Source organism: Cruoricaptor ignavus, from assembly GCF_014961145.1.
In the GTDB taxonomy this organism is placed as follows: Bacteria; Bacteroidota; Bacteroidia; order Flavobacteriales; family Weeksellaceae; genus Cruoricaptor; species Cruoricaptor ignavus.
The window spans coordinates 139772-165963 of sequence record NZ_CP063145.1 but is presented as its reverse complement, the minus strand read 5'-3'; the positions used below and the strand labels follow the sequence as shown (position 1 = coordinate 165963).

The window sequence follows — 26192 nt, the reverse complement described above, 5'->3', positions numbered from 1 at the left end:
TTTTGAAGAGCTTTCAATTTTGAAGGCTCTTTATTTGTTTAAAGTATTTTTCAGTTTTGAAGAAAATTCTTATTTTTGCAAACTCAATTCACTGATAACGAAAAACAGCAGAACAATGCCAAAATTGAAAACTAAATCAGGGGCTAAGAAGCGTTTTGCACTTACCGGAACCGGCAAGATTAAAAGGAAAAACGCCTACAAAAGCCACATCCTGACGAAAAAGGAAACGAAGCAAAAGCGCAACCTGACGCAGACTTCCTATGTGCATACATCGGATGAGAAAAGCGTGCTGAAGCAGCTTGCGCTGAAGTAATTTATAAATCGAGCGGTTTATAAGAATTTGAAATTCAATATTTTAACCCTGAATTCAGCACCGGAAGTCTGATGAAATAAGCAGCGCTGCATTCAAAAAAAACAGAATTAACTATGCCAAGATCAGTAAATGCGGTTGCCAGCAGAGCCCGCAGAAAAAAAGTGATGAAGCAGGCCAAAGGCTACTTCGGAAGAAGGAAGAATGTTTGGACTGTAGCGAAAAACGCGGTGGAAAAGGCGATGCTGTATTCCTACCGTGGCAGAAAGGAAAAGAAGAGAAACTTCCGCGCGCTGTGGATTATGCGTATCAACGCTGGCTGCCGCGAGCACGGGCTTTCCTACTCCCAATTTATGGGCCTTCTGAAAAAGAACAACATCGAACTGAACAGAAAAGTGCTTGCCGACCTTGCAATGAACCATCCTGATGCGTTCAAAGCGGTGGTGGACAAAGTAAAATAATTTTAAACCGTTATCAGTACTGAGAAATCCCTGGCAGAAGTCAGGGATTTTTATTCAATTACTGAGTGATACACACCCATCAAACCCTCTGCAATTTTTTCATCCTGAAATTTTTGCACATATTCAAAACCCTTTTCTGCACGGCGTTTCCGTTCTGCTTCGTTGTTCCAGAGAAAGAGAATTTTCGAGCGTAAATCTTCTACAGAATTGGGATTTACAAAAAGTGAATCAGGACCGCCGGCTTCAGGAAGCGAACTGACATTGCTTGTAATCACCGGTGTTTTAGAAAATAGGGCTTCAATTATCGGTATGCCGAAACCTTCAAATTCTGAGGGATAAACGAAAATGTCTGCAAGCCTGTAAACCGCCGCCAATTCCTGCATCGAAACATTTTTCGGAAAGTGAATTTCTGTCTTGCTTTTCCGCAAAAAATTTTCAATCCGGGCAAAATATTTCTTCTTCTTTTTTCCGATGGCTACCACAGGAATTTCCAAACCTTCCACCGCCTTCAGAATTTTCAGTAGATTTTTGCGCTCTTCAATCGTTCCGACATTCAGGATAAATCTCTTTGGCAAGGCGTATTTCGCCCTGATTTTTTCGAGATATTCTTCCGAGAAATTTTCCTTGAAAGCAGGATGGCAGCCCTGATAAACCACCCGAACTTTTTCTTCCGAAACCTTAAGGAAATCAACGATATCCCGCTTTGTCTGTTCGGAAATTGCGATGATTAAATTTGCATTTTCCGCCGCTTTTTTGAACTTCCAGAGATGAATCTTCCTATCCAACCACGAATAATATTTGGGATACCTCAAAAAAATAAGATCGTGAATGCTTACAATTTTTTTTACCCGTTTATTCGTCCACTTCAACGGCAGTTCTCCGGAAAGTCCGTGGAAAATTTCCGCATCCATTTTCTGCGCATCCCTTCCCATTTTTAGTTGGCGCGAAAAAATTCCGCTAGAAGTTTTTTGGTAATGCACATTCTCCCCCGCAAGAATTTCCGCACCCTTTTCAGTCAGCTTTTTATTCAGTAGAAAGTATTGATTTTCAGGATAATACTCCGCTAAAATCCGCACCAAATCCCTGGAATAATTTCCCAAACCTGATGAGTTGCTGAAAAAGCGCTTGGCATCAAAGGCGATTTTCATTAGTCGTCCGTTTTGATGATGTCTTGTGAGAGCTGGTGGCTTTGCATTGGTGCGGCTATTCCATCAAACTGCCACATTATTTTCGCGAAGCGCATCGTTCAGGGAAGTTTTCTTATCGGTAGATTCCTTCCTTTTGCCGATAATCAGAGCGCAAGGCACCTGAAATTCTCCAGCAGGGAATTTCTTCGTGTAGCTTCCGGGAATCACCACTGATCTTGCCGGCACCCTACCTCTCAGCTCCACGGGTTTATCGCCCGTTACATCGATGATTTTGGTTGATGCCGTTAAAACAACATTTGCACCCAGCACCGCTTCCCTTTCCACCAAAACGCCTTCTACCACGATGCACCTTGAGCCTATGAAGCAATCGTCTTCGATGATGACAGGTGCTGCCTGAAGCGGTTCCAAAACACCGCCAATTCCAACGCCGCCGCTTAAATGCACATTTTTCCCGATTTGCGCGCAGCTTCCCACCGTAGCCCAAGTATCCACCATCGTTCCAGAATCCACAAAGGCCCCGATGTTCACATAGCTCGGCATCATAATCACGCCGCTTGCAATGTACGCACCCTCCCTTGCCACAGCGTGCGGTACAACGCGAACGCCTTTTTCCGCGTAATTTTTCTTGAGCGGCATTTTGTCGTGAAATTCAAACGGGCCAACCTCCACGGTTTCCATCTTCTGAATCGGGAAGTACATCACCACCGCTTTCTTCACCCACTCATTCACTTGCCAGCCATTTTCCGTAGGCTCTGCCACGCGAAGTTCGCCGGAATCCAGTTTTGCAATTACATCACGGATGGCTTTCTGGCTGTCCTCATTTTGAAGTAGTTCACGGTTTTCCCAAATATTTTCAATGGTTTGCTGTAAATTCATTTTCTACAAAAATTCAGTTAAAAATTTTAAAATCTAAAAAATTCTTTGTGCGTGCAGGAAAGATTTATTCCAATATTTCTCATTCAATGAAGAAATGATAACGCCTTTCGATGTGGAAGCGTGGATGAATTTCACTTCGCCATCACTGCCAATATCGTGCACGATGCCCACATGTGAAACTTGCCCAGAAGAGCTGGTGGCAAAAAAAAGTAAATCGCCGGGGCGAACCTTCGCAATGTCAATCCTATTCCCTGTTTCAGCCTGATCAGCGGAACGCCGCGGCAACCTGTATTCATTTTCTTCAAAGACTTTCACCGTGTAGCCGGAACAATCGAATCCCTTGGAATCATTACCACCAAATTTATAAGGTGCACCCAGATATTTTTCCGCATCGCGTAAAATTTTCTCAATAGCCGCAGAATTTTTTCCACTGAATTTAGAATCCAGATTGCGTAAATCGGCGGTGCGCCCTACAGTTTTCGTGGGAACGGTGCGCTCCACAGGCTTCCAGTTTTTCTGATTGTGCGCATTTTTCTGCGAGGCACAGGAAGCAAGGAAGGCAGCGAAGCTGAGTATGAGGAGGAAGTTGCGGATTTTCATCGGCATAAAAATAAGATTTTATTTTAAACCGAAATTCTCTTCTGCACCACGATTCTTGAAAGCGTGGCAAAAAATCCGCCGAGCAAAAAGCCTGCGGCTGAACCCATCAGCAAATCCAGAGGGAAATGTACGCCGATATAAATTCTGCTGTACGAAACCATAGCTGCCCAGAGGAATAGCAGGAACGGGAAAAAGCGGTATTTTTTCCTGAGAAGCACAGCCATATAATTGGCGATGAAAAAGGAATTGGAAGCGTGGCTGCTGTAGAAACCGAACTGCCCGCCGCACTTCAAGCTGCGCATTATTTTCTGCAACCCTAAATCGTGGCAAGGCCTAAGCCTCTGAATACCAATCTTATACAATCCAGCCAATTGATCTGAAATGGTAACGCCAAGCGCAATGAATATCAGGAAAAAAGCCACATTCCGCCAGCCGAAATTTTTCACGAGAAGGTAAAGGAAGATGACATAAAGCGGCACCCAAACCCATTTTTCTGAAACCATCAGCCAGAAGGAATCGAACGGCGTGCTGCCAAGATTGTTCAGGTAGAGAAAAAATTCTCTGTCGGTTCGGATAATTTCTTCCATAAAATTACCGGCTTACCGGCCCGGAAAAATTCTCATCATCCACCGGTTTTACCGCAGGTTTTTCAGGTGTTGCATTGGAGTTTTCCGCCAAAGGATCATTATTGTAAAAATCGTTCAGCGGGTTTAAGTTTTCTTCCGCCGCCTTTTTCACCTGCTGAATTTCGCGCTTGATTTCCGACACCGGATTATCGGTTTCCTTCAGAATCTCGGTTTTAATATCCTCCATCGCACCACGCATTTTGCGCACGCCCTGCCCTAAATCTCGGGCAATGGACGGCAATTTATCTGGCCCGAAAAGCACCACGATAACCAGCGCAACCATCAGCAATTCACCGATACTAAGTTCCATACTGCAAAATTACAAAAGATGGCGCAAAGTCTTCACGGCGTAGCCCTGCTATCCTTCCGAAAATTCAGATAAGCCAGGATTGCGGAAATGAAAATCAGGATGAAGCCTAGGAAAAACGCTGCACCGGGAAAGATGAACGGCGCACGATCGTGCGTGAAATAGTAGAATGTGTTGGTCATCAAAGGTGGACCGACGACAGCCGTCAAACTGGAAAGGCTTGTGAGCGCACCCTGCAACTCACCCTGAGCATCCCGTGGAACCTGAGATGTGACTACAGATTGCAGCGCAGGCCCGGCAATTCCACCAAGCCCACCAATCAGCATTATCGCGAAAAACATCCATTCTTTTCCGGCAAAGGCGTAAAGCAGCATTGCCAGAGAACTGAGAATTAAACCGTAAACGATGCTTCGCTCCGCACCGATTTTCGGTTCGATAATTCTGATGAGGAAGCCCTGCACAAATGCTGCGATGAGGCCCACTACACCCAGCGAAATGCCAATCATCCTTTCATCCCAACCGAATTTATACATCGTGAAAAAAGTCCAGTTGGTTTGTGTGGCATGAAGCCCGATGTTTACCAAAACCATAGCTGCCACCAGGCCGTGAATTTTCGGGTACTGCCTTAGCTGCAGCAGTGAGCCTACAGGATTTGCCCTTTTCCAATCGAACGGCCGGCGGTTTTCCGGCTTCAGCGATTCGGGCAATGCATAGAAACCGTAAATCACATTCAGAATGCAGAGCACGGCAGCCACGAAAAACGGAACCCTGGTGCCAAAGCCGCCGAGCACGCCGCCAAGAAGCGGCCCGATGACAAAGCCGATGCCAAAGGCCGCACCGATTAACCCAAAATTTTTAGCGCGGTCCTCATCCGTGGAAACATCGGCAATGTAGGCACTTGCCGTGGTAATGCTGGCACCTGTAGCACCGCTGAGCATCCTGCCGAGAAAAAGCCAGGTGATGTTCGGCGCGAAACCCTGAATCAGAAGATTGCCGGCAAAACCCAGCATTGAGAAAAGCAGCACAGGCCTTCTGCCGAAACGGTCGCTCAAACCACCAAGAAGCGATGCGAAAAGAAACTGCATCACTGCGTAAGACATACTGAGCCAGCCGCCGTATTTCGCGGCATCCACCACATCGCCATTTATCAGCTCGGAAATTAGCTGGGGCATTACCGGAATGATGATGCCAAAACCGATGATGTCCAAAAGCAGCGTGATGAAAATAAAGGTGAGTGCGCCGGCTTTTCGTTCCTTTTTCATCCGGCAAAAATAAAAGTTTTTTGGTTTAAAATCTTTCCACGAGGCCGTTCATCAGCATAAAAAATACCCCTACTAAAATCCATAGGCGAAGCACATTTCTGAGCCAGGCAATCTGCGATAATTTTGCCGATTTTAAAATGAAAAAGCAGCCGAGAAAAACCAGCACCGAAAAAATGTAATACCAACTGAGAAGGCCGGTTTCCCAAAGTGCAAAGGCTGTGAGTGCGGAAACTGCGGCGCAAACCAGTAGCAGAACAGCGCCCACAATTTTCGCGGATTTGATTCCGAATTCTGTTGCCAAAGTTTTGTAGCCGAAAAGGTGGTCAGGTTTTATCGTGAGAATGTCCTTCAAAACATCGATGAGCAGGACAACGCAGAACAGATAGTCTGCCATCACGAAAAGCGTTTTGGAAAAATGCTCGAAGTAAATCAGCATTCCGAAGAACGGATACAGCGAAATGATGACATAGGATAAATTATTGATTATCAAAATTTTACTAAGCTTATGACTGTAAAGCCAGATGAAAAACTGGTAAGCAAGAATGAAGATGAAAATGCGCGGCGAAAGCAAAACTGCGATGAAGAGCGATAATGCGCACAGCAAAATATAGGAATACAGGAAATATTTCTGCTTCAGGAAACTCTGCAGATAAAAGCGGAAAGGCTTTTGCAGGCGGTCTTTTTCTGCATCGTAAAACTGGTTGATAATTCCACCGGCCGCTATGCTCAGGATGCAGCACCAAATCAGGCCGTGTACCTTTACGGAAAATACGGTTTCGCGCAGGCTTTCATCACTGCTGAACACAAAGAAAGTGGAAACATAAAGCGCAAAAGTGTAGAAAACCAGCAGGAATATCCTTGCGCCAAGCAAAAAACCGAGAAGCTGCGAGAGCCTGTATTTAAGGGGGTTTTGGCGGGTCATCATAAAAATTTGCCGACAAAAAACCGGCAGCGCTAAAACCTGTAAATCACTTCCTTGTTAAAATCGCTGAGCATTTCGCTCGCCAGCTCATAATCCGGCGCAAAACCAAGAATATAGCCACCACCACCGCTTCCGCAAAGCTTCAGGTAATACGCATTTGTTTCCAGTCCCTTCTTCCAGACATTGTAAAAACTTTCTGGAATCATCGGTTTGAAATGCTCATACGCCCAAAGCGAAAGTTTTTTTAAATTTCGGAAAAACGGGTTCAGATCCTTTTTCAAAAAAGTATCGATGCACGCATTATTGTAGCGGATGAACTCTTCCTTCAGCGTTTTCCGGAAACCTTCGGTCTTCATTTTTTCAAAGAAAATCTGAATCATCGGGCCAGTTTCACCCGTCATTCCGGAATCAATCAGGAAAATCGCGCCCTTTCCTTCATTGGCAGGAAGTGCCACTTTGTCCACATTTTCCTTATTCTCGATAAGAATCGGCAGATTCATATAGCAAATCAGCGGATCAATACCGGAACTTTTACCGTGGAAATAACTTTCCAGCTGACCGAAAACTTTCTTCAAATCCTTCAGCTCTTCTTTTGAAACATTCTCAGGATTTCGCTTGATTATTGAATATTTTTCAAAAATCGCGGCAACCAAAGCTCCGGAACTTCCCACACCATAGCCTTGCGGAATGTTGGAATCGAAATAAAGTCCGTTGGAAATATCGGCCTTTAACTCACCAACATCCAGTCTGAAATTTTCAGGCAGTTCTAAAGTTTCGAGGTAATCCGAAAAGCTTTTTAAACTTTCGTTTGATTTTTTTTCAAATTCCGAAGAAAGTTCAGAAAACTTTAAAGTTCCCTTATAAAAACTGTACGGCAGTGTAAGCCCCTGAGAATCTTCAATAATCCCATACTCACCAAAAAGCAGAATTTTTGCGTAGAATAAAGGGTTTGCCATTACACAATTTTTGCAAAGATAAAATTTCAAAAATAATAGCAAAAATTAAGCCGTCTACGCCTGCGGTTTCGGCCGAAGGACATCGGCATTCACAAAGCGAATGAGCACTAGTCCAGCGAGGAAAAAGACCGACATGGACAGCGCTGCGTATCTCATATGGCTGAACTTTTCAATTAATGTCGAAAAAACAAATGTCCCTAATACGATTGCAATTTTTTCCAGAACATCGTAGAAGCTGAAAAAAGTGGTAGTTTCGGAAGAATCTGCCGGGAGCAACTTGGAGTAAGTGGAGCGGGACATAGACTGCAGCCCCCCCATCACCAGGCCGATGATGCCGGCAATGGCATAGAAATACAGCTCCGCACCGGGGCTATCCGTGTCCAGAGCATAAGCGGCAACGCACGCCACGATCCATAGCGCCACCGCAATTGTTATTACATTTTTATTTCCGATTTTTTTGGATAGCCAGGAGAAAAACAGCGCTCCCAGAATTGCCTCTAGCTGTATCAGCAGCAGCGTGAGCATCAGTTTGCCATCATCCAGCCGAACTTCATTTTTTCCAAAAAGCGTCGACATTAAAAAAACCGTCTGCATACCCACGCTGTAAAAGAAAAAACTTGAAAGGAAAAATTTAAGATTCCGGTCGGCGAATAGCTCCCTTCCAACCCGCAGCACTTCGCGGAAGCTTTTTGAGAATAATCTTCCGGAAAACTGCTCATTTTTATTCACATTTTCTTTGCTCAGGTTTGGAAGGTGGCGGAAGCTGTACTGCGCAAAACCCATCCACCAAAGACCGGTCAGTACGAAGCTTAGCCTCGTAAATAGCTGCGTTTGCCCAGATCCCTTTGCCACAAACTGAATCAGGAACATACAGATTATTACAAGGATTACGGAGCCTATATAGCCCAACACATAGCCACGGGCGGAGAGCCTATCTTGCCTATCGTGCGTGGCGATATCCGGGAGAAATGAGTTGTAAAAAACCAGGCTTCCCCAAAAACCTACGCTTGCCAGAACACTGAAAAACAGCCCAAGCAGCACATTCTCCGGGGCGGAAAACAGCGCCAACCCCATACAGGACAACGACCCAAGGTAGCAGAAAAGTTTCATAAAAAACTTTTTATTGCCTATCCCGTCTGCCACTGCGGAAAGCACTGGCGAGAGGAAAACGACGATGAGGAAGGACAGCGTAAGGGAATACCCGTACACCGCATCAGCATTAAAATCCCTACCGAAAAGGCGTACGGGGATGCGCTCGCCATCCGAAAGGGTAGTCATCGCTGAGTAATAAATCGGGAAAATCGTGGTAGTTATTACCAGGGAGTAAACTGAATTCGCCCAGTCGTAGAATGCCCAGGCTTTCAGCACTTTTGGCTGATTCTTTTGGAAACCCGCTTCGTCTGCCATCTGATTTTTTGGCAAAAGTAAAATTTTCAGGCTAATGGCACACACGAAAAAACCTTCCAGAAGATCCGAAAGGTTATTCTGATAAAAACTTAAAATTAATTCGTAAGATTTTCAATGATGATTGCCGTTGCGCCGCCACCGCCGTTGCAAATAGCCGCAGCGCCAAATTTTCCGCCGCGCTGCTGCAGTATGTGCGCAAGAGTTACCACGATCCTCGATCCCGAACTGCCAAGCGGATGCCCGAGCGATACGGCGCCACCGTTTACATTGACTTTCTCATCATCCAGGCCAAGAATTTTGGTATTGGCAAGACCCACTACGGCAAAGGCTTCGTTAAACTCGAAAAAATCGATATCCGAGATCTGAAGACCGGCTTTTTCAAGTGCTTTCGGAAGAGCTTTTGCTGGCGCAGTGGTAAACCATTTCGGCTCGTGTGCCGCATCTGCATAAGCGATTATTTTCGCCATGGGCTTTATGCCAAGCTCCTGCACTTTCTCGCCGGACATCAGGATGATTGCCGATGCTCCGTCATTAATTGTGGATGCATTGGCAGCTGTCACAGTACCGTTCTCCTTCTGGAATGCCGGCGGCAGCGAAGGTATTTTGTCAAAATTTACTGCCTTAAATTCTTCATCCTCAGAAATTACCACTGGCTCGCCCTTTCTTTGCGGCACAGAAACTGGCACCACTTCATCGGCAAACTTCCCTTCCTCCCAAGCCTTGGCCGATCGTCTATAAGACTGCACAGCAAAATTATCCTGATCCTCTCTGCTGAATCCGTACTCCGCTGCGCAGGCTTCCGCGCAGATACCCATCGGCACCTGGTCGTACACATCCGTTAGCCCGTCTTTCGTCATCCCATCCACCAGCTTCGCATCGCCAAATTTAGTAGCCAAGCGCGCGTGGAAATAATGCGGCACCATACTCATATTTTCCATCCCGCCGGCCACTATGATGTCCGCATCCCCTGCTTTAATTGCCTGAGCCGCCATCGTAATTGCCTTCATCCCTGATGCGCAGACTTTGTTAATCGTAGTAGCCGGCGTGGTATTTTTCAACCCCGCCGCTATCGCTACCTGCCGCGCCGGGGCCTGCCCCTCGCCTGCCTGCAGCACATTTCCCATATAAATTTCTTCTACGAGTTCAGGATCTAGATTGATTTTTTCCAAAGCGCCCTTCACTGCCGCAGCGCCAAGTTGTGTGGCAGGCACTGTGGAAAGGCTTCCCATAAAACTTCCCATCGGCGTTCTCGCCGCAGAAACGATGAATACTTCTTTCATAATTATTGTAATTTTTTTGTTTACGCTAAACCTTTGGCAAATTACAAAAAAAGTATTAACCTGCTACGATACTTGGGGCTTATCCTTAAATACCAGCAGGAAAAGGAGCCCTACGGCAAAAGCATAGGATGCAAAAATCAGCCAGGAGATCCGCCATCCGCCCAGCTGATCTGCCGGTGTTTCTTGGGAGTAAACGAAATGATTGACCACGAGCTGCGCCCCGAGCATACCGAGAGTGGCTCCGAAGCCGTTGGTCATCATCATAAAAATGCCCTGCGCACCGGAGCGTAGATTCGCCGGCGTTTCCCTGTCCACATAGAGCGAACCGGATACATTAAAGAAATCGAAAGCTACACCGTACACTAGCATTGATAGGATAAAAAATGGCAGCCCCGGACCGGGATCTCCTGCGGCAAAGAGCGCAAAACGGAGGAACCAGGCGAACATCGCGATGAGCATCACTATTTTTATTCCGAATCTTTTCAGAAAAAATGGTATCAGGAGGATGCAAAGTGTTTCGGAAATCTGCGACAGCGAGATGAGCGCGTTGGCGTGGTTGGCCCCCCAAGTATCGGCAAATTCGGGAATTTCCTTAAATGAAGTGATGAATGGGTTGGCATATCCGTTGGTTATCTGAAGGGAAACACCGAGCAGCATTGAGAATATGAAGAATACCGCCATTCGGCTGTTTCGGAAGAGGCTGAAGGCTTCGATATTAAAGGCTTTAGAAAGTGATGCTTTGTCCGGAGATGAGGAGATTGGTACCGTGGGCAGGGTAAATGTGTAGAAAAACATCAGGATGCCCAAGGCTGCCGAGGTGAAGAACTGGGCGTAAGTATTTTGAAAGCCAGTGAAATCTACAAAGAGCATAGCGAGGATAAAGCCTATCGTTCCTATGGTGCGGATGGGTGGGAAGGCAGTCACAGTGTCTTCGCCGTTTTTCAATAAAATGCTGTATGCCACGGAGTTGGAAAGCGCAATGGTAGGCATATAAAACGCCATACTCAAGCTGTAAAGGGAGAATAGGGTTGCAAAATCTACACTGCTGCCCGACTGCATGCCTACATAGCCTGCAAGCGCCAGGAAGGCTGCCGCCAATGCGTGGCAGATCCCGAGCAGGCGCTGCGCGGGGATCCAGCGGTCTGCCACCATACCCATCAGCGGGGGGATGAATATCGAGACGAAACCCTGCATCGCGTAGAACCAGCCAATCTTATCACCCAAGCCGATGCTTGCCAGCCAGCTGCCCATCGAGGTGAGATAGGCACCCCACACTGCGTACTCAAGGAAATTGAGGATGCTGAGCCTTAGTTTTATGCTCATTAGTCTATTTTTTTATCGCGCTTTTTTAGTTCCTCCTGAATTTCCAGGGCAGTATCGAAATCCTCTTCCTGAACGGCCTTATCCAGAAGATCCTGAAGCGCCTCTTTTGTTACTCCCTGATAGTCACCATCTTCCGCTTTGTCCTGCTCTGCAGGGATTTCTTCAATATCCAGGATGATGCCCGTCTCGTTTAAGACCTCTTTTGTGGTATAGATTGGCGCTCCGCTTCGTACCGCCATCGCCACCGCATCGGAGGTACGGGCATCCAAAATCAGCTCCTCTCCGGATTCGTTGTCTCTGAAATTAATATTGGAGTAGAAAACACCGTCCACAATCTGATAAATTACCACCGACTCAAGAGTAAAATTTACGGCAGAGACGAAACTCGTAAAGAGATCGTGCGTTAGCGGCCTAGGCGGATGAATGTCTTTCTCCAAACCGAGAGAAATTGATTGCGCCTCGTAATTTCCGATGACCACCGGAAGTTTCATCCGAGATTCTTCATCTTCCAGCAAAAGTGCATAGGCACCGGATTGCGTTTGGCTGTAGGAAATGCCGCGAATTCTGAGTCTTTTGTAATCCATTCAACAAATATAGAAAATTGATAATTGACCGATGAGATATAAAAAAGCCCGGCTAAAAAACCAGGCGTTGATGAAATCTTATTTTCTCTTTTTCCTCTGAGGCTGCGGGCTCACTTCCTCCAGCTTTACATCATCCTTTCTGCCACCTCTCAGCAAATCGTAGGAAATTGCCGAGGAAATGAAAATAGACGAGTAAGTACCGAAACCAATGCCCAGCAACAGCGCAAACATAAAGCCACGCAAATTCTCTCCGCCGAAGATGAAAATCGCCAAGATTACAAGTAGCGTAGTCATCGATGTATTGAAGGTTCTGCCCAGCGTGCTGCTTATCGCATCATCGAACAGGCCTGCCAAAGTTGTAGATTTTCTTGCGCGCAAAAATTCCCGAATTCTGTCGAAAACAATCACCGTATCATTGATGGAATAACCGAGCACGGTAAGGATTGCCGCGATAAAATCCTGGTTGATTTCCATATTGAACGGCATCACATTTTTCAGCAATGAATAAGCGCCGAGGATGATGATGGAATCGTGCGCAAGGCCTGCAATAGCGCCAAGCGAGAACTGCCACTTATTAAACCTGAACAAGATGTAGATGAAAATTCCGCAAAGTGCTGCCAGCACGGCGAACATTCCGCCTTTCTTAATATCGTCTGCAACGCTCGGCCCAACTTTCGAGGACGAAACAATGCCGTAATTCACATTACCCGACGATCGGAAATTCTGCACCGTGGCATTCTGCGGAAGGAATGGTTTCAGCCCTTCGAAAAGCTTGGTTTCCACTTCCTGATCGGCCTTCAGAGAGGCATCATCAATTTTATAATCGGTGGTGATTTTCAGCTGGTCTGCATTACCGAAAGTCTTGATATCCAGAGAGCTGCCCGTGTTATCTTCCGTCTTGAAGACTTTCTGCAAAGAAGCCTTCGCCTGCTGAGAACTTACCGGATTTTCAAACCTTACCACGAAACTTCTGCCGCCCTTGAAATCAATGCCGTACTTGAAGCCTTGCGTGAAAATCGAAATCAAGCTACCCACCATCAAAATTGCCGAGATGATGTAGAAAACTTTTCTTCTCCAAATGAAATCGAACCACACATTCCGGAAGAGATTCTTGGTAGGCTTCGTCCAAACGGAAATCGGCTTGCCCTTATCCAGCCTGCTGAAAATCATCACCCTTGAAAGAAGCACGGATGTGAAGAAAGTCATTACCAGACCGATGATAAGCGTAACGGCAAAGCCTTGGATAGGCCCCGTGCCGAAGATGTAGAGAACAATGGCGGTAAGCACCGTGGTAAGCTGCCCATCGATAATTGCGGAAAGCGCGCGGCGGAAACCATCTTCATAGGCCTGCTTGATGGGCTTGCCGGCGAAGAGTTCTTCGCGCGTTCTTTCGTAGATAATCACATTGGCATCAATGGCCATACCCATCGTAAGCACAATACCTGCAATGCCTGGCAGCGTAAGCGTGGCATCCAGGGAGTCCATTATCCCAAAAATGAAGAACAGGTTGAAAATCATTGAGATTACGGCGTAGATACCTGCACCGCCGTAGTAGAAAATCATATAGGCGATGATGATGGCGAAGGCCACAAGGAAGGAAATGATACCGGCACGGATGGATTCCTTACCAAGAGACGGCCCTACCACATCTGCCTGCACAATTTTCGCGCTTGCCGGCAATTTCCCTGCTGCCAATACATCCACTAAGTCCTTGGCTTCTTCCTGCGTGAAGTTTCCGGAAATTTGCGTTCTGCCGTTTAGGATGGCGTTCACCACAATTGGCGCGGTGTACACCCTGTCGTCCAAGGTTACCGCCACAGGCTTGCCAACATTTTTCTCGGTAAGCGTTTTCCATTCCTTCGCGCCTTTGCTGTCCATCTGCATATCCACCACTACCCTACCTAGTTCGTCGTAGTTTATGCGGGAAGATTCCACCGCACCATCCACCGGAGCTTTCTGAGCGATATTGCCTCGGATGGCATACAGCACCAGGTTATCCGGGTCCCCGCTTTCCGGCTTGTAGCCCCACATAAACTGGGTGTACTTCATATTGGCCGGCCTAGCGTTTTTCGCAAATTCGCTGCGCAATATATTGTTAATAGCCGCCGTGTCAGAAAGTTTCACATTGGCAACGCCGTTGGAACGCAGCGTGTTCAGCTGCATCATATTAATAAGATTGGAGTTCTTGGCAACGCCGATGGAATCGCCTTTCGTGCTGATGATGGCATTCAGGGTTTCGAAATAAGGATAAACTTCCTCCAGCTGCTGCACTTCCCAGAATTGAAGCTTCGCCGAAGTCTGCAGCATTTGCTTTACCCTGTCGATATCTTTAATGCCGGGCATTTCCACGGAAATCCTTCCTGTGCCTGGCACACGCTGAACATTCGGCTGCGTAACGCCCATTTTGTCAATCCTCGTGCGGATGACTTCGTAGGCTGCCCCTGTGGCCTGCTCAATCTTGCGGCGCACGATTTCCTTTACCTCAGCGTCCGTTGTGTTGTATTTTATCTCGGAAAAATTGGCATTGCCGAAAACTTCAGGGTCGGCAAGCTTCATATTCAGGCCTTCCTGCCTGTTCATCTTGTCGAACTCGTCGAAGAAGATTTCGATGTATGCCCTGCCAGAATTTCCCGCGATTTTATCGGTTCTGTTCAGCACCTCCTGCAGCATTCCATTGGTGGAATTGTTGGTAAGGTTGTTCACCAGATCCCGCTGGTTGATTTCCAGCAAAACATTGATGCCGCCCTTCAAATCCAGGCCTAGCTTCATTTCGCGCTCTTTCGCTCTGGTGTAATATAGCTTCGTGAAGCCCAGGTTCAGCGTGTCTTTCTTCAGCCGCTCGATTTCTTTTTGATACTTCTGCGGGTCGCCGTAAGAGATTGCCTCCGCCTGCCGCTCAACCCTCGAGCTGTACCAGGTGGGAAGCAGTTCATTGATACAAATCAGCGCCAGTACGATAGCGACGATTTTCACCAGCCCTTTTCCTTGCATTGTAAAAAAGCATTAAAAATTTAGTCGGCAAAGATAGCGAAAAAGAGCCAAGACACAAGATACAAGAATCAGGATTTGGGAATTTAAAATTTGGTAATTTGTTAATGTAGGGTCGGCTGACTGTTAAACATCGTCACTTAAAAACCTTAACCTAAGCCTCCTTCTGCCTTCTTACTTTTTACTTTTTCCTTTTGCCTTTTTACTTGGCTCTTGGCTTAAACCGTCATCGAAAAAATCCGTGTTTCCGGCTTGTTGCGTAGCATTCGCAGATCGAAGGTCATCGCCACATTCCTTGTGAATGCCCTGCCTTTCTCGGTGATTTTCAATTGATTATCATAAATTTCCACAAGGCCGTCGGCTTCCATTTCGCGAAGCTGCTGCAGCGAAGCTTCCAGTTCAGGGAAGGCCGTCTGAATATCCCACGAAGTTTCCAGCCTGCACATCAGGTTGAGAATATGCTGCCGTATTACCAAGTCTTCTCCATTTAAAATATGGCCCTTCACCACGGGAATCTCGCCGTTTGCCACAAGTTTTTGGTACTCCTCCACCGATTTTTCATTTTGCGCAAAAGCATACCAGGAATCCGAAATCGACGATGCGCCCAAGCCAATCATCAGCTGCGTTTTGCTGGAAGAGTAGCCCATAAAGTTCCGGTGTATCTTCCCGCTAATCAGGCTTTTATAAAGCTCGTCGGTTTCCAGCGAGAAATGGTCCATCCCAACTTCTTTATAGCCTAAATCCTCCAAAAGTGTTTTGCCGTTTTCATAAAGCCTGCGCTTTTCTTCGCCGGAAGGAAGGTCGTTCTCATCGAAGCCGCGCTGCCCGTTGCCCTTTATCCAGGGAACATGGGCGTAAGAGTAGAAGGCAATTCTGTCCGGCTTCAGCTGCATCGTTTTGCGGATGGTGCTCTCGGTTTTTTCCCAATCCTGATGCGGCAACCCGAAAACCAAATCGTGCGAAATGCTGCTGTAGCCTATTTCCCGTGCAACTTCCGTCACATATTTTACATTTTCAAAAGGCTGAACGCGGTTGATGGCTTTCTGCACTTTCAAATCATAATCCTGCACGCCAAAACTGCATCTTCGGAAGCCCAAATCGTACAGCGTTTGCAGATGTTCCTTAGTCGTATTATTCGGATGGCCTTCGAAGGAAAACTCGTGTTCATCGGGAATTTCAGCGGTGGAAAAGATGCCTTCCAGCAAAATTTTCAGATTTTCCGGCGAGAAGAAAGTTGGCGTTCCGCCGCCTAAATGCAGTTCGCGGATTACCGGCTTTTCAGTGTTTCCGTTTTGCTTAAACAAATCCAGGTAAAGCTGCCATTCCTGCAAAACCGCCTGAATGTAAGGGTTTTCCACGCTGTGCTTTTTCGTGATGCGCTTATGACAGGCGCAGAATGTGCACAGCGATTCGCAGAATGGCAGGTGTATGTAGATGGAAATGCCTTCGGTGGAATTGCTTTCGCTGAAGGACTTCACCACGGATGTTTTCCACAAATTGGGCGAGAAGCTATGCAAGTCCCAAAACGGAACGGTGGGATAGGATGTGTATCGTGGGCCTGGAATGTTGTACTTATCAATCAGCGAAATCATTTTGCAAAAATAGAGAAGATTTTAGAACCGAGAGGCAAGATGCAAGACACGACCCTCAAGACTTAAGGCTGGAAAAAAAAACTTTGTCAAAGTTCGGAACCTTAACAAAGTTTAATAAGTGATTTGAATATGCATTTGTAAGAAGGTCTAATAGCCGGCGGCCAAAAGCCATCAGCCGAACTAATTTTTGCCCTTCATAAAATAATAGCCGTAATAGAAAATGTGGAACACCGCTAAAACCGCCGCCAGAATGACAAGGCCGGTATCATCTACATTTGGATTTTGGTGGTGGAAGAAGGTGAGGATGCCCAGCAACAGCGTAAGACCAAAGCCTGAGAGTGCAACACCGCGGTAAGATTTCGCATCGGAAACATTGCCGCTTTCAATCGCCAAGAATGAATTTTTTATGCCGCGGAACAAGTAGATATCCAGCCCTATCATCATCCAGGCTATCAGCCGAATCCAGGTGTCGAATGGCAGGAACGCCATCATCCCGAAACAAACGAGAATCCCAAGAACCGGAACCAGCGGCACCAATGGCGTTTTGAAAGCTCTAGGTGCATTAGGCTGTGTCTTGCGCATTACCAAAACGCCGATGCATACGAGGATGAACGCAAATAGAGTTCCGATGGAAGTCATTTCGCCCACTACTCTTCCAGGAATAAAGGCGGCAAAAATGCTCACCAGAATCATAAAGAAGAAATTGGATTTGAAAGGGGTGCGGAATTTCGGGTGAATTTCCGAGAAGGCTTTCGGTAGAAGCCCATCCTTACTCATCGAGTAGAAAACGCGGCTTTGCCCCATCAGCAAAACCAAAATTACCGATGCGTAGCCAAGCAGAATGGCGATGATGATGGTGTTGTTCAGCCAGGGATAGGCAGGAACAGGCCTTCCGTTCACGATATCACCCATATGATCTATGGCGATGGCAACCGGCGCTAAATGGTCGCTCGCATTACCGCCCGCAAATTCGCTGTAATGCGCCACGCCCACCATCACATAGGCGAAAAGCACATACAGCACCGTGCAAATCAGCAGCGAGCCCATAATGCCGATGGGCATTGCTTTTTTCGGGTTTTTCGTTTCTTGCGCTGCCGTGGAAACCGCATCAAAACCAACATAAGCGAAGAACACAATTGCCGCCGCACGGATGACACCGCTCCAACCAAACTCGCCAAATTCTCCCGTGTTTTCGGGGATGAAAGGTGTCAGGTTTTCTGGCCGCACATATTTGAAACCAACGAAAATGAATATCAGCACTACGGCAACTTTCATTACAACGATAATTGCGTTCAGCCTGGAAGATTCCGAAGTGCCCTTTATCAAAACTAAGGACATTAAAATAACGATGAACACCGCCGGGAGATTAACAATGCCGCCGTCGAAAGGCGTGGTCATCAGTTCTAGCGGCAGCGCAACGCCGTAGTTGCTGAAAAGTTTGACGAGATAGCCCGACCAGCTGGAAGCTACCGTAGCCGCAGCTACAGCATACTCCAGCACCAGATCCCAGCCGATAACCCACGCGATAAATTCGCCCAAAGTAGCGTAGGTATAGGTGTAGGCACTGCCTGCCACAGGAATCATCGAAGCAAATTCCGCATAGCAAAGCCCTGCGAAAGCGCAGCCAAGAGCCGCAATAATGAAGGAAATCATAATGCCTGGGCCTGCATTATTGGCAGCGGCCATCCCAGTAATCGAGAACAGACCGGCACCAATGATGGCGCCAATCCCCAGCGCGATAAGCCCGCCGGAAGAGAGCGTTCTTTTCAGGCCTTTTTCGCTTTCTGAGGCTTCATCCAAAAGTCTTTCAAGCGGTTTCGTTTTCCAAAGCTGCGACATATTTTCAGTTTTTCTTTTCACGAAAATAATATTTTTTCTGAAAGTTTAAGATTTTTTTAAGATTTCTGCTAAAATTACCCACTGCAGAACTTCGCCGCCTTATTTTTATTTTTGCACGATGAATTTTATAGAGCTGCTTGCAGAGCCTTACAAAACCTACGAAAACTGGCAGATTGCGCTGGAAGTTATCGGCACGCTTTTCGGCATCGTCAGCGTTTTTTTCTCCATCCGCAAAAACATCCTGTACTATCCCATCGGCATCGTTTCCACGAGCATTTATGTGGTGCTGCTCTACCGTTTCGGTTTGCTGGGCGATATGCTCATCAATTTTTATTATACGGTGATGAGCATTTATGGTTGGGGGCTTTGGTCACGGCATACCACGGATAATTTCCACATCGAAGCAAGCCGCGCCACAAAACGGGAATGGAAGATTTCGGCGATGCTTTTCTGCGCAAGTTTCCTATTGGTTCTATTGGTTTATTATTTCAAACCAGCCATTGACAATGGCTTTTCGATGAAGGGTATAAATTTGGGAATCAACCACTTAGACTGGGCAAACTGGATGGATATGTTCACCACCTCTATTTTCCTGATTGCGATGTGGCTGCAGGCAAAACGGCGGATTGAATGCTGGATTCTCTGGACAATCGGTAACATCATCTGCATTCCGATGATGATTTACAAAGGCTTGGTGATTTCATCCTTCCAATATTTCGTGTTTTCGCTAATGGCTTTCGCCGGCTGGAAAGAATGGCAGAAAACACTGAAACCGAGGGAAAATGTTCCAATCCCTTAATTTTGCAATTATGAACTTCTACAAATACCAGGGCACAGGAAATGATTTTGTGATGGTGGATAACCGAAATAAAACTTTTCCTGTTGACAATCAATTAATTAAGAAACTTTGCGACCGCAGATTGGGAATTGGTGGGGATGGATTAATATTGCTGGAAAATGCGGAAGAAGCCGATTTTAAAATGGTTTATTTTAATTCGGACGGCAATGAATCTACAATGTGTGGAAATGGCGGAAGATGCATTGTGGCATTCGCAAATTTTCTGAGTATTTTTGAAGATTATTGTAAATTTATAGCAATAGACGGACTGCACGAAGCGGAAATAAGTGGAAATAATGTAAAACTAAAAATGAGCGATGTAGATGAAATTACCGAAAATAATGGCAATTTCGTTTTGGATACAGGCTCACCGCATTTTGTGAAATTTGTGGAAAATCTAAACGATTATCCAGTTTACGAAAAAGGCAAAGAAATCCGTAATTCATTAGCATTTCGTGAAAATGGAATAAATGTAAATTTTGTAGAAATTCTCGATAAAAATTCTATTTTCGTACGAACTTATGAGCGTGGTGTGGAAGACGAAACTTTAAGCTGTGGTACCGGTGCTACGGCTTCTGCACTGGCTTTTATCAAAGATAAAAATTTATCGGAAGTAAATGTAAATGTTCTTGGCGGAAACCTAAAAATTTATGCTGAGAAAAATCATAACTCATTCAAAAACATTTGGTTAGAAGGTTCAGCAACACAGGTTTTTTCCGGCACTATTGATTTAAACAATTTTTAAAAAATGAAAACCAACGCATCTAAAATAATCATCCCAATCATTTTACTTCTGCTAATTCTCGGCGGATTCTTTGGCTACAGGTATTACAAAAATAACTACGCTAACAATGTGGCAAAGGAAGGAATTTTACTCATTCCGAAGAATGCGGATTTTTCAATGATTAAAGATTCTATTTCACAATTTTTAATTGAGCCAAACTCATTTGAGAAAATGGCGAAAGCTGAAAATCTTGACAAATATTTTCACACTGGGCGCTACGAAATTAAACCCGGAAAAACGAACAAGGAAATTGTGCAGATGATAAAACTTGGCGAGCAAAGTCCGCTGAATTTCCGCATCGGCGATTTTTACAATGTGTATCATCTTGCCGGCAGGGTGAGCCGGAAAACCGAGATGGATTCGCTGCAATTCTGCAACGGCCTCGATAAAATTGCGGCGGAGAAAGGCCTGCGCAACGCCGAAGATTTGAAAAAATACTTTTTCATCGATACCTATCAGTTTTTCTGGACGGTAACGCCGGAGGAATTTTTCAAAAAATTCGAAGACCAGTACAATGCCTTTTGGAATGCGGAACGCACTGAAAAAGAACGACTTAGCAGACTTACGAGAGATCAGATTTATGCGCTGGCATCCATCGTGTACAAGGAATCTGGCGGAATGCCCGACGAAATGAGGACGATTGCAGGCCTGTACCTGAACCGCTACCGAAAAGGGATGAAGCTGCAGAGCGACCCTACCGTAATTTACACCGTTCTGCTTTCGGAAGATTTCAGAAAGCCTGCGCTGAAACGCGTTCTGTACCGGCATTTGGCGATGCCTTCGCCGTATAACACCTATGCCAATGCAGGAATTCCACCGGGACCGATTTGTGTGGTGGATAAAAATTCGGTAGATGCCGTGCTGAATCCTGAGCAGCACAATTATATTTTTATGGCGGCAGACCCAAACCGAAAAGGCTACCACAATTTCACGGCAAGCGGTGCAGAGCACTCGAAAAATGCGAAGGTTTACCAAGAATGGATTTCAATACAGCAAAGACAAAAGTAAATTTTCCGGGAAGCGCCGTTTGCCATATTGCTAAAATCTTTTCCGATTGAATGCGACTTGTGAGGATTCTACCTCATAATGAATTTTTGAGATTTCGCAAAATTTTTAGCATAATTTTTAACATTTACAAATAAGCCCAAAAATTTTAACTCAATCCTGAAAATAGCATCTACAAAGGAAATAAAACTATTTTTATGATCGAGAAATTTGAAGCGGTGGCCATCTTCCGAAGGAAAACGCTGGGGCTGGCCTTTACGATGGGGGCTGCAGCGCTGGCTTTTGCGCAGGAAAAAAGCACGGTAACAGGGAGAATCGTGAACAACCAAAATCAGCCGGTGCCTTATGCAGCGGTAACTTTCGAGAGCGCGAACAAAGCGAATAACGATGCTGCCTTGGCGGATGACAAAGGGAACTTCACCGTGCAGCTTGTGCCGGGAAATTACAGCGTGACGGTGGAAGCCTTCGATCATAAAAAAGTTAAAATTCAAAAACAGATTTCACGCGGAAACATCGGCACGATAAAAATCGAGCGCGAAAGCATCGGCACCAATGCCAAAACCACCGAGATAGAATCCGTAACGATTACCGCCACAGCCAAACCGATGAGGGTGGAAATCGACAAGAAAGTTTACGATCCTAGCCAGGATGTCATCAGCAAGGGCGGAAATTTGCAGGATGTACTGCAGAATGTGCCTTCGGTAAATGTGGAAACGGATGGTACGGTTTCGATGCGAGGAAATTCCAATGTGAAATTCCTGATAAACGGGAAACCATCTTCCCTGCTGGGCATAGATGATGGTGCAGATGCGCTGAAATCCATTTCTGCGGAGCAGATTGAGCGCATCGAGGTAATTACCAATCCTTCATCGAAATTTGAAGCCGGCGGAACTTCTGGCATCCTGAACATCATCCTGAAAAAAAATAAGAGAACCGGCTTCAACGGCAGCGTGACGGGAAGCCTGGGCTACCTGCCGCAAACTTCGCTGAACGCCAACCTTGGCTGGAAGAAGGGCAACCTTTCCTGGTTCCTGAACGGAGGCGGCGGATACAGGGAGGGCGAATTTACAACTGAAAACGACCTGATATACAAAGTGCCGACTTCGCTGAAAGCCCGCTATGAAAGGGGAACAAGCGAATCCAATATGGATTTCTACAACATCAGCAGCGGTATTGTTTATGATTTTAACGAGCGTACTTCGGTGAATCTTTCCGGCTCGGCGAGAACTTTCCTTGCGGATAATTCCGGAACGGTGGACAGAACTTACCAATGGCTGAATGCGCCGGAAACTGCGGACAGAAGGAACACCGTGGGAAGAACGGAGAGCTACGCCTTCCAGGCGGACATTGGCGCAGACCATAAATTTAACAACAATGGGCACAACATTTCCGTTTCCCTGAGTGCGCAGAAACGCAAGAGCGAATCGCCTTCCACAGCTGGTGAATTCCATGGCACGCAAAGCCTGTTTGAAGATTTCGTAAACCAGATTAACGAGACTAAAAACCTAATTGGTAAGGCGGATTATGAATTGCCAATTGGCGAAAAATCCAAGCTGGAGGCTGGATACAGGATTGACATCAACGATTTCAATTACGATAACGACATCAGCCGAAGCGAAATGGGCTCACCTGTTTTTCAGCTGCCGAGATTTACTAACAAAACGGATTACACCGAAACCTTCAATGCGGCGTACCTTCAATTCAAAAGTAAGATCGGTGAGAAGTTCGGCTATCAGCTTGGTCTGCGGAATGAGCATTCTTCGGTGGACATAGATTACCGAAACCTGGCGAACGAAAACATCATCAAAAAGAAAAATTACAACAGCCTTTTCCCGAGCGTTTACCTGAGCTATGAACTGTCGAAAGGCAATGAGTTTTTACTAAATTTTTCCCGAAGGATAGATAGGCCGCGCGGTTTTTTTATGATTCCAAACGGCAGGTACAGCAACCCGCTGAACATTTTTGAAGGAAATATCGATTTGGATCCGTCTTTCGTGAATTCTTTCGAGCTGGGCTACAATTTCAGCAAAAGGAAAATCACCCTAAACCCTACGCTGTACTATAAGAAAACGCTGGACGATGTGAAGGTGCTTTCTTACCGGAAAGATTTGCGTGATACATCGGATAACGACCCGCAAACTCTTTATGCAAAGCCGATTAACCTTGGGGATGAGGAGCGCTACGGCCTTGATTTGAACTTCAGCTTAGACCCATTATCCTGGCTGAGGCTGATGGGAAGCGTGGATCTGTACGGCTACAGAACGACGGGAATTGCGAACTATGAATACATCGATGCGAACGGAATGGTGCAGAATGCGGTGCGGAATTTCGAAGGCGACGGCTTTAATACGAGAGCAAGGCTGAATACGACTTTCCGCTTTGACAAGACGCTGAGCCTGCAGCTGATGGGCTTCTACCGAGGCGGAAGAAAGACGGCAACTTCCAAAAGTGACCCGATGTATGGAATGGATTTGGGAATTTCAAAGACGATTTGGAAGGGCGATGGCAACATTAATTTCAGCGTGCAGGATGTGTTCAACAGCAGAAACCGCACGAACTACAGCTTCACGGAAGAGTTCGACAGCAGGAATTATATGAAGTATAGCCCGCGGAATTTCAGCATCTCGCTCACTTACCGCTTCAGAGAAGGCGAAAAGGTGGATACGAGACGGCGCCCAAGACAAGAAGCCAGCTTCCAGGACGATGAAATGGGAATGTAATCTTGACCAAAAATAAAAACTGCACCGATGAAGTGCAGTTTTTTTGATATTATTTTCGGCTTTCCAGATATTTCTGCCATTCCCAGGTGGTGCGCAGCGCTTCTTCCAGCGGTGTATCGGCTTTCCAGCCTAGTTCCCGCTCAGCTTTATCAGCATTAGCATAGGCAATAGTGATGTCGCCAGCTCTTCTGTCGCAGATTTTATACGGCACCGCTACGGAATTTGCCTTTTCGTAGGCCTGAACTATTTCAAGAACGGAGGTACCCTTGCCAGTCCCGAGATTGTAAATATCAATCACCGTATCTTTATTCTCGTTAATAAGTTTCTTCAGTGCGGCTACATGGGCTTTCGCCAAATCCCCCACATAAATATAATCGCGGATCGCCGTGCCGTCCGGCGTGGGATAATCGTTGCCCCAGATGTTCAGATGCTCGCGAATTCCTGCGGCAGTTTGAGTAACATACGGAATCAGGTTGTTGGGAATTCCAATCGGCAGCTCGCCGAGTTTTGCAGATGGATGCGCACCAATCGGGTTGAAGTACCGCAACAGCGAAATTTTCTTATGGTGCGCTTTAGCGAAATCCATCAGAATTTCTTCGCCCATCTGCTTCGTTTTTCCGTAGGAAGATTCCGGCGTTTTCAGCTGTGTATTTTCGTCAATCGGCATTTCTTCAGCCTGTCCGTACACCGTGCAGGATGAGCTGAAAATGAAGTTAGAAATATTTCTTTCCTTGAATTCTTGCAGGATATTGATCAGCGAAAAGAGATTGTTTTCATAATAATCCAGCGGTATTACCTGGCTTTCCCCCACTGCCTTGAATGCGGCAAAATTAATGCAGCCCTCTATCTTATGGGCGTCCAGAACCTGCTTGAGAAGCTCCCGCCGCTTCAGATCGAACGGGTAGAAGGCCGGCTCTTTGCCAGAAACCTCTTTTATATTTTCTAAAATAAATTTCTCGGTATTGGAGAGATCGTCCACTATTACGACATCGAAGTCATTGGCATGCAGCTCCACCACGGTGTGCGAGCCTATGTAGCCGAGACCTCCGGTTACAAGTATGGTCATCTGTTATTTTTAAAATTAATAAAACCCTGAAATCAGGAGAAAAACTCCAGCACCGCATCAGAAATGTAGCGCAGCTGCTCCTCATCAAGCTCCGTATGCATGGGCAGGGACAGCACTTCTTTCGTCAATTTGTCGGTATTTACAAAATCGGCATCATTACTTTCTTGGAAATATGCTTTTTGTTTTCTAAGCGGCACGGGATAATAGATCATCGCAGGGATTTCCTTTTCATCAAGAAATTTCTTCAGATCATCCCTCTTTCCGTTTTTAATCCTTAGCGTGTACTGGTGGAATACATGGCTGCTGTTTCCCGCGCGCGTAGGCGTCAGAATATCGGAGCAATCCCTGAAGGCATCATCGTAGAAGTCCGCCGCCCACTGCCGTGCCTCGTTGTACCCATCCAGGTGTGGGAGTTTCTTACGGAGCACCGCCGCCTGTATGCTGTCCAGCCGAGAATTTACCCCCACCTCATCGTGGTAGTAGCGCTCGTACATACCGTGGTTGCAGATGCCCCTCATTTTATAGGCTAAATCGTCATCATTGGTGAAAATCGCGCCCCCGTCCCCGTAGCAGCCAAGGTTCTTGGATGGGAAGAAGGAAGTAGTCCCGATATGCCCCATCGTTCCAGATTTTTTTACACTACCGTCCGGTAAAGTAAATTCCGCGCCGATAGCCTGCGCATTATCCTCAATCACAAAAAGATTGTGCTCGCGAGCAATTTCCAGAATCTGCCCCATATCCGCACATTGCCCGAAGAGATGCACCGGGATTATCGCCTTGGTTTTCGGCGTAATGGCTTTGCGGATTTTCTCCGGGTCGATGGTAAATGTGTCATAATTTACATCCACAAGTACTGCCTTTAGTTTCAGCAAATGAATCACCTCCACCGTGGCGGCGAAAGTAAAATCCGCTGTGATTACTTCATCGCCCTCCTCCAGCCCCAGCGCCATCAGGGCAATCTGAAGCGCGTCGGTACCGTTGGCGCAGGGGATCATATGTTTTACCCCGAGATAGCCTTCGAGTTCTTCCTGAAATTTCTTTACCTCAGGCCCGTTGATAAACGCCGCGGAATCCATCACATTGGTCACTGCATTATCGACCTCTGACTTTATGCGGTAATACTGGCTCTGGAGGTCCACCATCTGGATCTTCCTCATAAAAATGTTTTTGGTAAAAATACGAAATTACGACTAAAAACGAAAGGAACCAAGAGCCAGTATTCGAGATTTCAAAATATCGGCACGGATGTTTTCTCTCTTGCCACACTGATTTCTCTCGCAAACTTTTGCCTTATTACT

General features: G+C 46.2%; 23 protein-coding genes. 6 read left to right on the top strand and 17 right to left on the bottom strand.

Annotated features, from left to right (window positions below):
* Nucleotides 1-115: 115 nt before the first annotated feature.
* Entirely contained in the window at nt 116-313 is a 198-nt protein-coding gene (gene rpmI, locus IMZ16_RS00760) for a 50S ribosomal protein L35 (protein WP_073178605.1), read from the top strand.
* Between the two features lie 113 nt (nt 314-426).
* On the top strand, nt 427-771 hold the full coding sequence (gene rplT, locus IMZ16_RS00755; RefSeq protein ID WP_073178350.1) for a 50S ribosomal protein L20: 345 nt from the start codon (nt 427-429) through the stop codon (nt 769-771).
* Between the two features lie 50 nt (nt 772-821).
* Here the strand turns inward: rplT and IMZ16_RS00750 are convergent, their stop codons facing one another.
* The 15 genes from IMZ16_RS00750 to IMZ16_RS00680 all read right to left on the bottom strand — a co-directional run bounded on the left by IMZ16_RS00750 (nt 822) and on the right by IMZ16_RS00680 (nt 18481).
* Nucleotides 822-1919: a glycosyltransferase family 4 protein gene (locus tag IMZ16_RS00750; protein WP_193440090.1), complete on the bottom strand. Its 1098-nt coding sequence runs from the start codon at nt 1917-1919 to the stop codon at nt 822-824.
* A gap of 63 nt (nt 1920-1982) precedes the next feature.
* Nucleotides 1983-2795 carry a 2,3,4,5-tetrahydropyridine-2,6-dicarboxylate N-succinyltransferase gene (locus IMZ16_RS00745; RefSeq protein WP_193440089.1) on the bottom strand — a complete coding sequence of 271 codons (813 nt, stop codon included), beginning with the start codon at nt 2793-2795 and terminating at the stop codon, nt 1983-1985.
* 33 nt (nt 2796-2828) lie between these two features.
* Nucleotides 2829-3389 carry a C40 family peptidase gene (locus IMZ16_RS00740; protein ID WP_227411594.1) on the bottom strand — a complete coding sequence of 187 codons (561 nt, stop codon included), beginning with the start codon at nt 3387-3389 and terminating at the stop codon, nt 2829-2831.
* Between the two features lie 29 nt (nt 3390-3418).
* On the bottom strand, nt 3419-3982 hold the full coding sequence (locus tag IMZ16_RS00735) for a phosphatase PAP2 family protein (RefSeq protein WP_193440087.1): 564 nt from the start codon (nt 3980-3982) through the stop codon (nt 3419-3421).
* Nucleotides 3983-3986: 4 nt separating this feature from the next.
* Complete coding sequence (locus IMZ16_RS00730; protein WP_193440086.1) at nt 3987-4331, bottom strand: Sec-independent protein translocase subunit TatA/TatB; 345 nt, start codon at nt 4329-4331, stop codon at nt 3987-3989.
* A 32-nt stretch (nt 4332-4363) separates the two neighbouring features.
* Nucleotides 4364-5590, bottom strand: coding sequence for a TCR/Tet family MFS transporter (locus tag IMZ16_RS00725; protein ID WP_193440085.1), 1227 nt, complete (start codon nt 5588-5590; stop codon nt 4364-4366).
* Between the two features lie 25 nt (nt 5591-5615).
* The gene (locus IMZ16_RS00720; protein ID WP_193440084.1) at nt 5616-6515 is read right to left on the bottom strand and encodes a UbiA family prenyltransferase; all 900 of its coding nucleotides are present in this window, start codon (nt 6513-6515) and stop codon (nt 5616-5618) included.
* A gap of 29 nt (nt 6516-6544) precedes the next feature.
* Nucleotides 6545-7468, bottom strand: coding sequence for a mevalonate kinase family protein (locus tag IMZ16_RS00715; protein ID WP_193440083.1), 924 nt, complete (start codon nt 7466-7468; stop codon nt 6545-6547).
* Between the two features lie 54 nt (nt 7469-7522).
* Nucleotides 7523-8875, bottom strand: a complete 1353-nt coding sequence (locus IMZ16_RS00710; RefSeq protein WP_193440082.1) for an MFS transporter — start codon at nt 8873-8875, stop codon at nt 7523-7525.
* 95 nt (nt 8876-8970) lie between these two features.
* Nucleotides 8971-10155, bottom strand: a complete 1185-nt coding sequence (locus tag IMZ16_RS00705; RefSeq protein ID WP_193440081.1) for a thiolase family protein — start codon at nt 10153-10155, stop codon at nt 8971-8973.
* Nucleotides 10156-10218: 63 nt separating this feature from the next.
* Nucleotides 10219-11478: an MFS transporter gene (locus IMZ16_RS00700; RefSeq protein WP_193440080.1), complete on the bottom strand. Its 1260-nt coding sequence runs from the start codon at nt 11476-11478 to the stop codon at nt 10219-10221.
* The gene (locus tag IMZ16_RS00695) at nt 11478-12062 is read right to left on the bottom strand and encodes a bifunctional nuclease family protein (RefSeq protein WP_193440079.1); all 585 of its coding nucleotides are present in this window, start codon (nt 12060-12062) and stop codon (nt 11478-11480) included. Before IMZ16_RS00695 ends, IMZ16_RS00700 begins: the two co-directional genes overlap by 1 nt.
* 78 nt (nt 12063-12140) lie before the next feature.
* Complete coding sequence (secD, locus tag IMZ16_RS00690; RefSeq protein ID WP_193440078.1) at nt 12141-15053, bottom strand: protein translocase subunit SecD; 2913 nt, start codon at nt 15051-15053, stop codon at nt 12141-12143.
* A 215-nt stretch (nt 15054-15268) separates the two neighbouring features.
* The gene (gene hemN, locus IMZ16_RS00685) at nt 15269-16642 is read right to left on the bottom strand and encodes an oxygen-independent coproporphyrinogen III oxidase (RefSeq protein ID WP_193440077.1); all 1374 of its coding nucleotides are present in this window, start codon (nt 16640-16642) and stop codon (nt 15269-15271) included.
* Between the two features lie 180 nt (nt 16643-16822).
* The gene (locus IMZ16_RS00680) at nt 16823-18481 is read right to left on the bottom strand and encodes an amino acid permease (RefSeq protein ID WP_193440757.1); all 1659 of its coding nucleotides are present in this window, start codon (nt 18479-18481) and stop codon (nt 16823-16825) included.
* A 118-nt stretch (nt 18482-18599) separates the two neighbouring features.
* Between IMZ16_RS00680 and pnuC the strand changes: the two genes are divergently transcribed.
* The 4 genes from pnuC to IMZ16_RS00660 all read left to right on the top strand — a co-directional run bounded on the left by pnuC (nt 18600) and on the right by IMZ16_RS00660 (nt 23828).
* The gene (pnuC, locus tag IMZ16_RS00675; protein WP_193440076.1) at nt 18600-19280 is read left to right on the top strand and encodes a nicotinamide riboside transporter PnuC; all 681 of its coding nucleotides are present in this window, start codon (nt 18600-18602) and stop codon (nt 19278-19280) included.
* 10 nt (nt 19281-19290) lie between these two features.
* The gene (gene dapF / locus IMZ16_RS00670) at nt 19291-20064 is read left to right on the top strand and encodes a diaminopimelate epimerase (RefSeq protein ID WP_193440075.1); all 774 of its coding nucleotides are present in this window, start codon (nt 19291-19293) and stop codon (nt 20062-20064) included.
* Nucleotides 20065-20067: 3 nt separating this feature from the next.
* Nucleotides 20068-21111, top strand: a complete 1044-nt coding sequence (mltG, locus tag IMZ16_RS00665) for an endolytic transglycosylase MltG (RefSeq protein WP_193440074.1) — start codon at nt 20068-20070, stop codon at nt 21109-21111.
* Nucleotides 21112-21305: 194 nt separating this feature from the next.
* Complete coding sequence (locus IMZ16_RS00660; RefSeq protein ID WP_193440073.1) at nt 21306-23828, top strand: TonB-dependent receptor domain-containing protein; 2523 nt, start codon at nt 21306-21308, stop codon at nt 23826-23828.
* A gap of 49 nt (nt 23829-23877) precedes the next feature.
* On the opposite strand, the gene galE is transcribed toward IMZ16_RS00660, so the two are convergent.
* Both galE and IMZ16_RS00650 read right to left on the bottom strand, forming a co-directional pair.
* Nucleotides 23878-24894, bottom strand: coding sequence for a UDP-glucose 4-epimerase GalE (gene galE, locus IMZ16_RS00655; RefSeq protein WP_193440072.1), 1017 nt, complete (start codon nt 24892-24894; stop codon nt 23878-23880).
* Between the two features lie 32 nt (nt 24895-24926).
* Nucleotides 24927-26051: a DegT/DnrJ/EryC1/StrS family aminotransferase gene (locus tag IMZ16_RS00650; protein WP_193440071.1), complete on the bottom strand. Its 1125-nt coding sequence runs from the start codon at nt 26049-26051 to the stop codon at nt 24927-24929.
* Nucleotides 26052-26192 lie beyond the last annotated feature (141 nt).